The organism is Arthrobacter sp. SLBN-112 (assembly GCF_030944625.1).
Taxonomy (GTDB): Bacteria; Actinomycetota; Actinomycetes; order Actinomycetales; family Micrococcaceae; genus Arthrobacter.
Genome location: NZ_JAUSXY010000001.1, coordinates 1,539,986 through 1,552,052 on the forward strand (window position 1 = coordinate 1,539,986; position 12,067 = coordinate 1,552,052).

Here is a 12,067-nt window from a genome sequence, read left to right on the forward strand (position 1 = left end):
CGCCTCCGGTACTAGTGGAGCAGGCCCAACTGGTCCGGGGGTATCCACGTCCTCACCGGTGGACTGGTCGCTGCAATCCACCTCGTCCACCAGTTCCGGGTGCCTGCGCAGGAAGCCGCGGGCACCGGCGTCGCCCGCTGCCGTTGCGCACACCTCCACCCGCAAGGAGGCGTCGATGAGCAGGGGATGGCCCCGGCGTAGTTCAGACTGGCCCTCGGTGGGGCTCTCCTTGCGCCGGTACGCGGCGGCGGTGATGCGCCCCGGGCGATGGGCGGCCAGGAGCCGCTCCACCGTTTCCCGGGTCAGACCGGGCTGGTCCACCAAGGCGATCAGCAGGTGGTCTTTGGGATCCGCGGTGCTGTTGCCGAGCAGGAACGAGCTGCCCATGCCGGACTGCCATTCCGGATTTGCCACCACGCGGAAGGCGTCCAGGTCCGCCGCCGCGGTAACATCTGCGGCTCCGGCGCCAAGGACCACCACCACTTCGCGGCAGCCGCCCTCAAGCAGTTTGCCGGCCACCACCTCCACCAGGGGCCTCCCGCGGTACGGCAACAAGGCCTTCGGACCCAGCCCCAAACGAGTGCCCGCGCCCGCGGCAAGCAGCACCCCGGTTACACGCACGCCCGGCGCCCCGGATTCCTCGACGTTCTCCATATCTGCACACTAGCCAACGACAAAGCAGCCGGGGCAGCCTCCCCCCGGAAACTGCCCCGACTGCCGCTCGAACCTGGACTCAGGCGTCTCCGCCCGCCCCGCCGGTGGTGCCGGCAGTGACGTCCAGGAGCTTGTACCGGTCCATGGCGTACGACGGCGCGCCCTCCTCAACCTCTCCGCGCGCCGCGAGCATCTGAAGCGCTTTGACCACGATGGAGTGGGTGTCGTTTTTGAAGTAGCGGCGGGCTGCTGCGCGGGTGTCGGAGAAGCCGAAGCCGTCGGCGCCGAGGGTGGCGAATTCGTTGGGGATGAATTGGCGGATTTGGTCGGGGATGGCTTTCATGTAGTCGGTGACGGCGACGATGGGGCCGGTGGCGCCTTCGAGTTGCTGGGTGACGAACGGGGTGCGGGCGGGTTGGCCGGGGTTGAGGAAGGCTTCCTCTTCGGCGGCGAGGCCGTCGCGGCGCAGTTCGTTCCAGGAGGTCACGGACCAGACGTCGGCGGAGACGTTCCAGTCATCGGCGAGGACGCGTTGGGCTTCGAGGGCCCAGGGCACGGAGACGCCGGAGGCGAGGATCTGGGTGCGGGGGCCGTCGATCTTTGCGGGGGCGAGGAGGTAGATGCCCTTGATGAGGCCTTCGACGTCGAGGTTTTCGGGTTCGGCGGGTTGGATGATGGGTTCGTTGTACACGGTGAGGTAGTACATGAGGTTCTTGTCCGTTGAGTCCGGCCCGTACATCCGTTCCAGGCCGGAGTGGATGATGTGTCCGATTTCGTAGCCGTAGGCGGGGTCGTAGGTGAGGACGGCGGGGTTGGTGGAGGCCAGGAGGGGGGAGTGGCCGTCGGCGTGTTGGAGGCCTTCGCCGGTGAGGGTGGTCCGGCCTGCGGTGGCGCCGATGATGAAGCCGCGGGTCATTTGGTCTGCTGCTGCCCAGAAGGCGTCGCCGGTGCGTTGGAAGCCGAACATGGAGTAGAACACGTAGACCGGGACCAGGGGGACGCCGTGGGTGGCGTAGGAGGTTCCGGCGGCGGTGAAGGCTGCGACGGCGCCGGCTTCGTTGATGCCGGGGTGGATCAGTTGGCCTGCGGGGGACTCTTTGTAGGCCAGGACGAGGTCCCGGTCCACGGAGAGGTAGTTCTGGCCCTTGGGGTTGTAGATCTTCGCGGTCGGGAAGAACGCGTCCATCCCGAACGTCCGGGACTCATCTGGCACGATGGGCACAATCCTGTCGCCGAACTTCTTGTCGCGGAGCAAATCCTTAAGCAGGCGCACGAAGGACATGGTGGTGGCGGCCTGCTGCTTCCCGGACCCGCGCTTGGCCACCTCGTAAGACTTCGCCTCAGGCAGTTCAACAGCCTGATGCGTGGATCGGCGCTCCGGAACGGACCCGCCCAATGCCCGGCGCCGCTCCATCAGGTAGGCGATCTCCGGGGCATCCGGGCCTGGGTGGTAGTAGGGAGGGCGGTAGGGATCGGCGTCCAGTTGTTCATCCGAAATGGGAATACGCAGGTAGTCCCTGAAGTCCTTGAGATCCTCGACCGTCAGTTTCTTCATTTGGTGCGTGGCATTCCTGCCTTCAAACCGCGGTCCAAGTCCGTAGCCTTTGACGGTGTGGGCGAGGATGACGGTGGGTTTGCCCTTGAATTCGGTGGCGGCTTTGTAGGCGGCGTAGACCTTGCGGTAGTCGTGGCCGCCGCGTTTGAGGTTCCAGATCTGGTCGTCGGTGAGGTCCGCGACGAGGTCTTTGGTTTGCGGGGTTTTGCCGAAGAAGTGTTCGCGGACGAATCCGCCGGATTCGGCTTTGTAGGTCTGGTAGTCGCCGTCGACGGTTTCGTTCATGATTTTCACGAGCGAGCCGTCGGTGTCGCGGGTGAGCAGGTCATCCCATTCCCGGCCCCAGACGACCTTGATGACGTTCCAGCCCGCGCCGCGGAAGAACGCTTCGAGTTCCTGCATGATTTTCCCGTTGCCCCGGACCGGGCCGTCCAGGCGCTGGAGGTTGCAGTTGATCACGAAGTTCAGGTTGTCCAGGTTCTCGTTCGCGGCGAGCTGGAGCAGGCCGCGGGATTCGGGTTCGTCCATTTCCCCGTCGCCCAGGAACGCCCAGACCTGCTGGTCCGAGGTGTCTTTCAGGCCCCGGTTGTGCAGGTACCGGTTGTTTTGGGCCTGGTAGATCGCGTTCATCGGCCCGATGCCCATGGACACGGTGGGGAATTCCCAGAAGCCCGGCATCAGCCGCGGGTGCGGGTAGGAGGACAGGGCGTGCCCGGCGCGGGACTTTTCCTGCCGGAACCCGTCGAGGTCTTCCTCGGAGAGCCGGCCTTCCATGAATGCCCTGGCGTACATGCCGGGGGAGGCGTGGCCCTGGAAGAAGACCTGGTCCCCGCCGCCGGGGTGGTCCTTGCCGCGGAAGAAGTGGTTGAACCCGACCTCGTACAGGGTCGCGGCCCCGGCATAGGTGGAGATATGCCCGCCCACCCCGATCTCGGGACGCTGCGCCCGGTGCACCATCACCGCGGCGTTCCAGCGCATGTACGCCCGGTACCGGCGCTCGAACTCCTCGTTGCCCGGGAACTCGGCTTCCTGGTCCACCGGGATGGTGTTCACGTAATCGGTGGTGGTCACCATCGGCACCCCGACACTCTGCGCGCCGGCACGCTGCAGCAGGCTCCGCATGATGTATTGGGCACGCTCGGTGCCCTGTTCCCTGATCAACGCATCCAGGGACTCAACCCACTCGGCAGTCTCTTCCGGATCACGATCAGGCAGCTGGTTAGTCAACCCGCTGAGGATATGGGAGGTATCTTCTCCTGCAGCCACGGCAGCCTCTTTTCATCGTCGAAATGCATCAGGCTTGTTTTCATATCGTGAGAAAACAATTTTGCTATTCGAGATTATGGCACCGCGGAAGTAGTATGCAATTATGACCGGATCAGGCGAAGCGAACGTGATTGGCAGCCCCATGGATAACCGCATGAACACTCCCCACCCTGCCGTCCGCGTCGCCGTCGTCACCGGGGCCGGGTCCGGCATCGGCCGGGAGGTCGCCCGGCAGATGCTGGCCGACGGCTACCGCGTGGCGCTTGCAGGCCGTCGCGAGGCGCAGTTGAAGGAGACGGCGGACGGCAGCCCGGACGCCCTGGTGGTGCCCTGCGACGTCACCCGGCCCGACGACGTCGAGCGGCTTTTCGAGGCCGTCCGCCAAGAGTGGGGGCGCGTGGACGTCCTGTTCAACAACGCCGGGGTGTTCGGCCCGTCCGCCGGTGTGGACGAAATCAGCCTGGCTGACTGGAACGCCACGGTGGCCGTGAACCTGACCGGGTCAATGCTGTGCGCGGCCGCCGCGGTCCGGGCCATGAAGGCGCAGAAACCGCAAGGCGGCCGGATTATCAACAACGGATCGATCTCCGCCCACTCGCCGCGGCCGCGGACCGTGGCCTACACGGTCACCAAGCACGCGATGACCGGGCTGACCAAAAGCATCGATCTGGACGGCCGCGACTACGGAATCACGTGCGGACAGATCGATATCGGCAACACGGCCACCGAGATCATGGACACCATCGGCGTCGGTTCCGGGGCCCTGCAGGCGGACGGCAGCCGCAAGGTGGAACCGATGTTCCCGGTGGCGGACGCGGCACGCGCAGTACTGATGATGGCTAACATGCCTGCCTCGGCCAGCGTCGGCTCCGTGGTGGTCACCGCTGCCGGCATGCCCTTCATCGGCCGCGGGTAGGCACGCCGGACAGCCGTGCCGAGGCGGCCGTCCGTTCCGGGGCCCAGGATCGGCTCATGACTTGCGGGGATGTCGGTCCTGATTGCCGTAGCCGCGTTTGCTTTCGCCGTAATGGCGGCCCTGTCCACGAAACTGCAGAATTCGGTCCCGCACCCGGCCCGGATCTCCGCGGCGGAGTCCTCCGCTGAGCCCCGCGTCACCACCCGGGGCAGGCACGCGGGCATTGAAGCAGGACTAGAGGGGCAGCAGGGCCGATAAGTCAGCGCGCAGGCCCGAGGCTGCCACCTTGCCCGCAGCGACTGCGTCTGCCCACGCCAGCTGGCCGGTGACCATCGCCAGCCAGGTGGCGGCGTCGCACTCAATCACGTTCGGCGGGGTGCCGCGGGTATGCCGCGGGCCCTCCACGCACTGGGTGACGCCAAACGGCGGCACGCGCACCTCCACGGAGTTTCCCGGCGCCCGGGCGGTGACTTCCTCCAGGGAATACCGCACGGCCGTGGCCAGGACGGTCCGCGGCAGGGGAGCGCCCGACGGCGAACCGGCGCCTTCCAGCCATGCCTTCACTGCTGCTTTGCCTTCGTGGACATCAATACGACGGCGGGCTGTGGCCATGCTTTCATTCTTCCTTTGGCGTGGGTTGGGGTTTTGCCACTAGTCCAGGAGCGCGGAAACCGCCGGACCCAGCCGGATCTTCCCTACCGGACGGCCGCCCCCAAGCACCGGTGCCACCACTTTTTCCAGGGCGCTGGCGACTCCGGGAATCTCCACGGCACCGGCGGCCGCGAGCAGGGTGAGGGCCACCAGCGAGGTTGCCCGGACGTTTCCATCAAGGATCTTGACGGCCACTGAGACGCCTTGGGGTGTGGCCATCGCCAGGACGCCTTCGGCACCGATTTTGGCGATGATTTCCAGCTCGTCCATCACCAGGGTGTTGGCCTCTCCCCGGCCCTGCACCGCCCAGGGGTAGTCGAGCATTGACGTTGCAATCGTGGCGGCCCGGGCGCTGAAGCTGTGGTCGCCGGGAGCTTTGGCCAGCTGGGAGTAGGCGCGTGCCAGCCCTTTCAACGAAACCGCGGCTACCGGTGCCCCGCAGCCGTCGATGCCCAGGTGGGCGATCCGCTCGCCCGTGTATTCCTCGACGACGCTGCGGACGCGCTGCTGCAAGGGATGGTTGGGCTCCAGGTAGCTGTGCGTGTCCCAGCCGTTCTCGGTGCACGCCCAAAGGAAGGCAGCGTGCTTGCCGGAACAGTTGTACGCCAGCCGCGACTTACCCTTCTCTGAACGGACCAGCCAGTTCCGGGCCGTTTCGTCTTCCGGCCACGCTTCCGGGCACTGCAACTGGTCTTCACGCACGCCCGCCGCCTTGAGCATGCCCGCCACCACATCCATGTGGTCCAGCGAGCCGGTGTGGCTGCCGCACGCGATGGCCACCTGGGCGCCCCGCAGCGGTACGCCTGACTGCATGGACGCCAGCGCCTGGAACGGCTTGAGGGTGGACCGGGCGTAGATGGGCGTGTGGATGTCGCCGAGCTCAGTGACAACCGAACCGTCGGCGGCAATGAGCACGGCGGATCCGATGTGCCGCGACTCCACGAAGCCGCTGCGTTCGATCACGGCCAGTTCGACGGCGGAGTCAACGGTGAAGGTGGCATGCGGATTGTGCGGCATAGTGCCAGTCTATGGGCCAGCCCCCGGATGGCTGGCCACTGGCGGGCCTCCGGCCGGCACCCATGGGCGGAGCCGGCTGCCGCCCTACTGGACGGTCACCATCACGGACTGCCAGCCGGACGCACCGTCAGGGACGGGATCGGCGCGCTGGTCCGTCTGCACCTGCCCGGTGCCGTCGGTGGCCCGGACCTTGATGTAGTGCGGGCCAGGCGTGGCATCCCACTCGTAGGACCACTGCCGCCAGGTAACGGTGGAGGCTTCCGTGGAGAGGACCGTCTCTGTCCATTCCCCGTTGTCGATCTGGATTTCCACTTTAGTGATTCCCCGGGTCTGGGCCCAGGCCGTGCCGCCCACGGCAACCTTTCCGGCGGGAACCTTGGCGAAGGACTTGGGAACCTCCACGCGCGCCATCGTCTTGATTGGGCCGCGTTCGGACCAGCCCCGCTCAGTCCAGTAGGCCTTGCTGTCCGCGAACCGGGTGACCTCCAGGTCCACCACCCACTTGGTGGCGGAGACGAATCCGTAGAGCCCGGGGACCACCATCCGCACCGGGTAGCCGTGCTCCAACGGCAGCGGCTCGCCGTTCATGCCGATGGCCAGCATGGCATCCCGCCCGTCCTGCAGGACCTCCAGGGGAGTGGAGGCGCTGAACCCGTCGATGGACTTGGAGAGCACCATGTCCGCCCCGTCCTTGGGCTTGGCCCGGGCCAGGACGTCTCGGATGGGCATGCCCAGCCACTTGGCATTTCCGGCGAGGTTGCCGCCCACCGGGTTGGAGACGCAGGTAAGCGTGACGTGCGATTCGATCAGGCTGGCGTCCAGCAGGTCCTGGAACGTGAGGGTGACTTCCTGCTCCACCAGACCGTGCACGCGCAGTTCCCAATCGTTGACGTTGATTTCCGGGACACTCAGCGCCGTGTCGATCCGGTAAAAATCGGCGTTGTCCGTCAGCCACGGCGTTACCCCCGGGACGGGCGACTGCACGCCGGCGGGAACAGCGGCTGCGGCCTTGGCAGGTGCGGGCAGCGTGAGCGCTTCGCGCGCCTTGGCGACGTTGTTGCGCGCCGCCCCCAGCAACCGGCCGCCCGTGGCGGCGATGCCGGCTGCCACGGCGGTGATCCCGGCCGCAGCGAAGAAACGACGACGGCTGGATCCTTCGTGCCCAAGCCGGGCATAGGCGTCGGCTGCCTGGTCCGCCGGCGCTTCCGGCCAGGGCTTGCTCTCCTTCAGCCGCCACAGGGGCGCCATGAGCAGGCGAAGGACCACCAGGCCCGCGACTGTTCCCAGCACGGACGGGATGGCGTCCACCCCGCTGACGCCCGCGCGGGTCACGACGCACGCAACTATCACGGCGCCCATGAACAGGACGCCGAGGACGCCCAGCACCCATTTCCGGTAGGCCACGATGCCCAGGACGCAGGCGAGCAGCGCGATGGTCACGCCCATGCCCACGAACAGCGCCGCCTTGTCGTTCGTGCCGAACGTGGTGACTGCAAAGTCCTTCAGCCGGGGCGGAGTGAAGTCAATAAAGGTCGACCCCAGCGCGAACAGCGGGGTTGCCCTGGCGGTGAAGAATGCGCCGATCAGCTCCGCAACGGCAAGTACGACGGCGGCTGCCACCACACCTGCCAGCGCGGCCAGTGCGGAGGGTCCTGTCATGCGGTTCCGAAGCTTTGTCATGGTGGTTGTTCGGAGCGGCGGGGAATCCGGATTGACGGGGCGGGCCGGGAAGGTCACAGCTTAGGAGCGGGAAGGGTGCACAAAGTACCCTTGGAGACTGTGAAGGTACTCGTCATTGGCCCCGGAGGCCGCGAACACGCCATTGTCCGCTCCCTGCTTGCCGACCCCAACGTGTCCGAAGTCCACGCGGCGCCCGGCAATGCCGGTATCAGCAAGCTGGTGCCCACCTACGACATCAACGGCAATGATCCCCAGGCTGTTGCCGAACTGGCTGCCCGGCTAACCGTTGACCTCGTGGTGGTGGGTCCCGAGGCTCCGCTGGCCGCCGGCGTGTCCGACGCCGTGCGGGCCGCCGGCATTCCCGTTTTCGGCCCCAGCAAGGCAGCAGCGCAACTTGAGGCGTCGAAAGCGTTCGCCAAGGAGGTCATGGCGGAGGCAGGCGTTCCCACGGCCATGGCCATGGTGGCCACCAACTCCGAGGAAGCTGGGTCCGCGCTGGACACCTTCGGGGCGCCCTACGTCGTAAAAGACGATGGCCTGGCGGCCGGAAAGGGCGTGGTGGTCACCAGCAACCGGGACGAAGCCCTCGCCCACGCCCAGTCCTGCTTCGACGCCGGCGGATCCGTGGTGATCGAGGAGTTCCTGGACGGACCGGAGGTTTCCCTCTTTGTCCTCTGCGACGGGCAGAACACGGTAGCCCTTTCACCTGCCCAGGATTTCAAGCGGATCTTCGACAACGACGACGGCCCCAACACAGGAGGCATGGGCGCCTACACCCCGCTCGATTGGGCCCCCGAGGGCCTCGTGCAGGAAGTCCTTGACCGGGTGGCGCAGCCCACCGTGAACGAAATGGCGCGCCGCGGCACGCCGTTCGTGGGCGTGCTCTTCGTGGGGTTGGCGCTCACCTCCCGCGGAACCCGCGTTATCGAATTCAACGTCCGCTTCGGCGATCCCGAAACGCAGGCGGTCCTCGCCCGGCTCAAGACCCCCCTGGGTGCGCTGCTCATGGCCGCCGCCAAGGGCGAACTGGACAAGGCAGAGGAGCTGCGCTGGTCCAAGGACTCCGCCGTCGCCGTCGTCGTGGCCTCCGAAAACTACCCTGGCACTCCCCGCACCGGTGACCGCATCCGCGGGCTGAAGAAAGTGGACGCCCTCGAGGGTGTGCACGTCATCCACGCCGGAACTGCTCTGGACGACGAGGGCAAGGTGGTCTCAGCCGGCGGCCGCGTCCTGGCCGTCGTCGCCCTCGGCAGCGACCTGGTGGAGGCTCGGGAACGAGCGTACGACGGCGTCGAGCTGGTCCAGCTGGAAGGCTCCCAGTACCGCAGCGACATTGGCCGCAAGGCCGCCCGCGGGGAAATCAAAGTGCCGTACGGCGCCACCGGATCGCTGCCCGTAGTGAAAGCGAAGGCCTGACATGAGTGGAACTTCAGAGAACCGCGGCTACGCCGCCGACACCCTGGACCTGCCGGGATGGGCGCACGTCTACTCCGGCAAGGTGCGAGACCTCTACGAACCGGCCGACGAATCGATTGTTCAGCGACTGGGCCAGGACTGCGTCCTGGTGGTGGCCAGCGACCGCATCAGCGCCTATGACCACGTGCTCTCCAGCGAGATCCCGGACAAGGGCCGCATCCTCACCCAGCTGAGCCTCTGGTGGTTCGACCAGTTGGGCGTTGAGCACCATGTGCTCGGGTCCACGGTGGACGATGGCGTGCCTGCCGCCGTGGAAGGCCGGGCCATGATCTGCAAGAAGCTGGACATGTTCCCGGTGGAGTGCATTGCCCGCGGCTACCTCACGGGTTCCGGGCTGCTGGAGTATAGGGCGTCCGGGACGGTGTGCGATATCCCGCTTCCGGAGGGGCTGGTGGATGGATCCCGGCTGGAGCACGCCATCTTCACGCCGTCGGCCAAGGCACTGATCGGCGAGCACGACGAGAACATCACCTATGACGCCGTGGTGGCGCTGGTGGGGGATGACATCGCTGCCCGCCTGAGCGAGCTGACCCTGAAGATCTACACGACGGCGGAGAAGGTGGCGCGGGAACGCGGCATCATCCTGGCGGACACCAAGGTGGAGTTCGGCTACGACGCCGTCTCCGGGTCCATCACCCTGGGCGACGAGGTGCTGACCCCTGATTCTTCCCGTTTCTGGGATGCGGCAACCTACAAGCCGGGCCAGGCCCAGCCTTCGTACGACAAGCAGTACGTGCGGGACTGGCTGACCTCTGCCGAGTCCGGTTGGGACAGGTCATCCGACACCCCGCCTCCGGCGCTGCCCGCTGACGTGGTGGAACGCACCCGCAGCCGGTACGTCGAAGCGTACGAGATGATCACCGGAAAGAAATTCTCCTGACCCGAGGCTAAGCCAGGTGGACCCGCCAAGGCGGGTTCCACCTGGTTTGGTCAGCTGGCTTTCGCCGCCGCTGCCGCGCGTTTCTGGGCCAGCTTGATTTCAAGGATCGCGTCCAAAGCCTGCTGGACCCGATCCTGGGCGCCTGCCGCGGCGAAGGCCTTCTGGGCTTCCTCCAGGTGCACCAGGGCTTCGTCGGTGTCACCGGCGGCCTTGAGTGACTTGCCCAGGAGGAGTGAGACCTCACCGGCTGTGTGCTTGGCGAGGCTTGCACGCTCGGCGTGGATTTCGCGGAGTTTCTCGACGGCGGCCACAATGTCCCCGGTCAGGTACAGCCAGCGGGCGCGGATGAACGCCACCTCCAGCTCGTCGGACTTGTTTCCACCCACGATCGACAATGCCAACTCGGCACGTTCGATCGCGGACAGGGTTTCCGGCTCGACGATTCCGGAGGACAGCCGCACCGCTGCTGATGCCTTGTTGAACCGGGCCCACAGCCCGATGTCATTGGCGGGGGAGAGCAGCCGGGCTGCCCGTTCGTGGTGCTTCACGCCCTCCGTGTAGTCGTGCCGCATGAAGGCGACGTTTCCCACCACCCAGGCCACCTCGCCGGCGAGCTGGCTCATCGAGAATTCGTCCACATGCTCGATCATGGCCTGGCAATACCCCCAGGCTTCATCAAGCCGTCCGCTTTCGGCCAGCGCACCGATCAGGGCGTGGTGGGCGTTGATGATCAGGGTTGATCCCTTGGGCAGCTGCCTGCACAGGTCCACCGCCTGGATTCCCTGGTCCACGGCGAGGCTCAGCTGGCCTTGCCCCTGGTAGATTCCAGCGAGCATCTGGTGTGCCCGGACGGCAAGCCCTGCCGATTCCCTGGCCATCGGATGCTCCAGCAGGTGCTGCATGATCTTTTGGGCTTCCCGCCAGTTGCCCTGCTTGATAAGGCACTCGGCCTGCATGTACGTCATGTTCCACCACGCACTGGTGTTCCGCCCCTCGAGGGCGATCTTCGCGGCCGTGGCCGCGTGGCTTGCCGCCAAGGGGTAATCGCGCAGGTCCCACGCCTGCCGGGCGTAGAGGCCGGCCAGTACGTATTCGGCGTCGCTGACGGAAATGGGTTGGCTCCAGGCCTCCAAGGCCTTCGGCGCCAGCTCCAGCCTGCGCGCCAGTTCCTCGATAACTTCCGCGGTCGGTTCGCGCCGGCCGGTTTCCAGCAGCGAAATATAGCTTGGTGAGTACAGGTCCTTGCCCAGTTCGGCCTGTGTCAGTCCGCGCTCAAGGCGCTCCGCGCGGAGCTTTTCTCCGAACCCGTTGCCCACGCGTATCCTCCTTTTGGACAAGTGGGGCTGCTGGATGCTTGACAGCCCCTGTGGAAAATATTTTACAATGTGTGTCAACAAGGACAGTGCTGGCTTTGTAACGAATCCGACTCGTATTGAGGAACTTATATGTTCAAGAAGATCGCAACCGCGGCCGTCCTGGCCGGGGCCCTGGCTTTTTCCGCGGCAGCTCCGGCTGTCCTGGCCTCAGGCTCCGTCGCCGATAATTCGAGTGTGTCGGTAGCAGTAGGCAACTGGCCTGACCCCGCCTCCGCAAAGGTGAAGAAGGACAAGAGCACCAGCACGACTACTACTACTACTGTCACCACGTACGTGGGCAACTGGCCTGATCCTGCATAAACAGCTTCCTCACCAGGAGGCGAGGATGGCCCCGGAGCAGTTGCTCCGGGGCCATTCCTTTTAAGGAACGGTACCTTTCTGGTGGCGGTTTCCGGTGGGGGCCGTAACCAAATAGAGATACGGAAAGAGGGCCTCCAATGGAGACCCTCTTTTCGTTATGGTCGGGATGACAGGATTTGAACCTGCGACCTCTTCGTCCCGAACGAAGCGCGCTACCAAGCTGCGCTACATCCCGATCCGCTGCAAAAGCAACTTTACAAGGATAGCCGATGGCGGGGCCCGATGCGAAATCCGGA

General features: G+C 65.9%; 9 protein-coding genes, 1 tRNA gene and 1 pseudogene. 4 read left to right on the forward strand and 7 right to left on the reverse strand.

Going from position 1 to position 12,067, the window contains the following annotated elements; translation table 11 throughout:
- Positions 1–11: 11 nt before the first annotated feature.
- Positions 12–654, reverse strand: a pseudogene (gene nboR, locus QF050_RS07240) (nicotine blue oxidoreductase).
- A 79-nt stretch (positions 655–733) separates the two neighbouring features.
- On the reverse strand, positions 734–3,475 hold the full coding sequence (aceE, locus tag QF050_RS07245) for a pyruvate dehydrogenase (acetyl-transferring), homodimeric type (protein ID WP_308929831.1): 2,742 nt from the start codon (positions 3,473–3,475) through the stop codon (positions 734–736).
- A gap of 154 nt (positions 3,476–3,629) precedes the next feature.
- On the opposite strand from aceE, the gene QF050_RS07250 reads away from it, so the two are divergent.
- Positions 3,630–4,391 carry an SDR family oxidoreductase gene (locus QF050_RS07250; protein WP_308932120.1) on the forward strand — a complete coding sequence of 254 codons (762 nt, stop codon included), beginning with the start codon at positions 3,630–3,632 and terminating at the stop codon, positions 4,389–4,391.
- A gap of 234 nt (positions 4,392–4,625) precedes the next feature.
- Here the strand turns inward: QF050_RS07250 and QF050_RS07255 are convergent, their stop codons facing one another.
- The 3 genes from QF050_RS07255 to QF050_RS07265 all read right to left on the reverse strand — a co-directional run bounded on the left by QF050_RS07255 (position 4,626) and on the right by QF050_RS07265 (position 7,739).
- Positions 4,626–5,003 (reverse strand): sterol carrier family protein, encoded by a 378-nt coding sequence (locus tag QF050_RS07255; RefSeq protein WP_308929832.1) that lies wholly within the window; start codon positions 5,001–5,003, stop codon positions 4,626–4,628.
- Between the two features lie 39 nt (positions 5,004–5,042).
- A complete protein-coding gene (locus QF050_RS07260) occupies positions 5,043–6,059 on the reverse strand; it encodes an asparaginase (protein ID WP_308929833.1) in 1,017 nt (338 codons plus the stop codon).
- A gap of 84 nt (positions 6,060–6,143) precedes the next feature.
- The gene (locus QF050_RS07265; protein WP_308929834.1) at positions 6,144–7,739 is read right to left on the reverse strand and encodes a molybdopterin-dependent oxidoreductase; all 1,596 of its coding nucleotides are present in this window, start codon (positions 7,737–7,739) and stop codon (positions 6,144–6,146) included.
- Positions 7,740–7,838: 99 nt separating this feature from the next.
- Here QF050_RS07265 and purD point away from each other — a divergent pair, with 99 nt between their 5' ends.
- On the forward strand, positions 7,839–9,155 hold the full coding sequence (gene purD / locus QF050_RS07270; protein ID WP_308932121.1) for a phosphoribosylamine--glycine ligase: 1,317 nt from the start codon (positions 7,839–7,841) through the stop codon (positions 9,153–9,155).
- Between the two features lies 1 nt (position 9,156).
- Complete coding sequence (locus QF050_RS07275) at positions 9,157–10,095, forward strand: phosphoribosylaminoimidazolesuccinocarboxamide synthase (protein ID WP_308929835.1); 939 nt, start codon at positions 9,157–9,159, stop codon at positions 10,093–10,095.
- Positions 10,096–10,145: 50 nt separating this feature from the next.
- Here QF050_RS07275 and QF050_RS07280 read toward each other — a convergent pair whose 3' ends face one another.
- The gene (locus QF050_RS07280) at positions 10,146–11,411 is read right to left on the reverse strand and encodes a helix-turn-helix transcriptional regulator (protein ID WP_308929836.1); all 1,266 of its coding nucleotides are present in this window, start codon (positions 11,409–11,411) and stop codon (positions 10,146–10,148) included.
- Positions 11,412–11,540: 129 nt separating this feature from the next.
- On the opposite strand from QF050_RS07280, the gene QF050_RS07285 reads away from it, so the two are divergent.
- Positions 11,541–11,771: a hypothetical protein gene (locus QF050_RS07285; RefSeq protein ID WP_308929837.1), complete on the forward strand. Its 231-nt coding sequence runs from the start codon at positions 11,541–11,543 to the stop codon at positions 11,769–11,771.
- 158 nt (positions 11,772–11,929) lie between these two features.
- On the opposite strand, the gene QF050_RS07290 is transcribed toward QF050_RS07285, so the two are convergent.
- A tRNA-Pro gene (locus QF050_RS07290) sits at positions 11,930–12,006 on the reverse strand.
- Positions 12,007–12,067 lie beyond the last annotated feature (61 nt).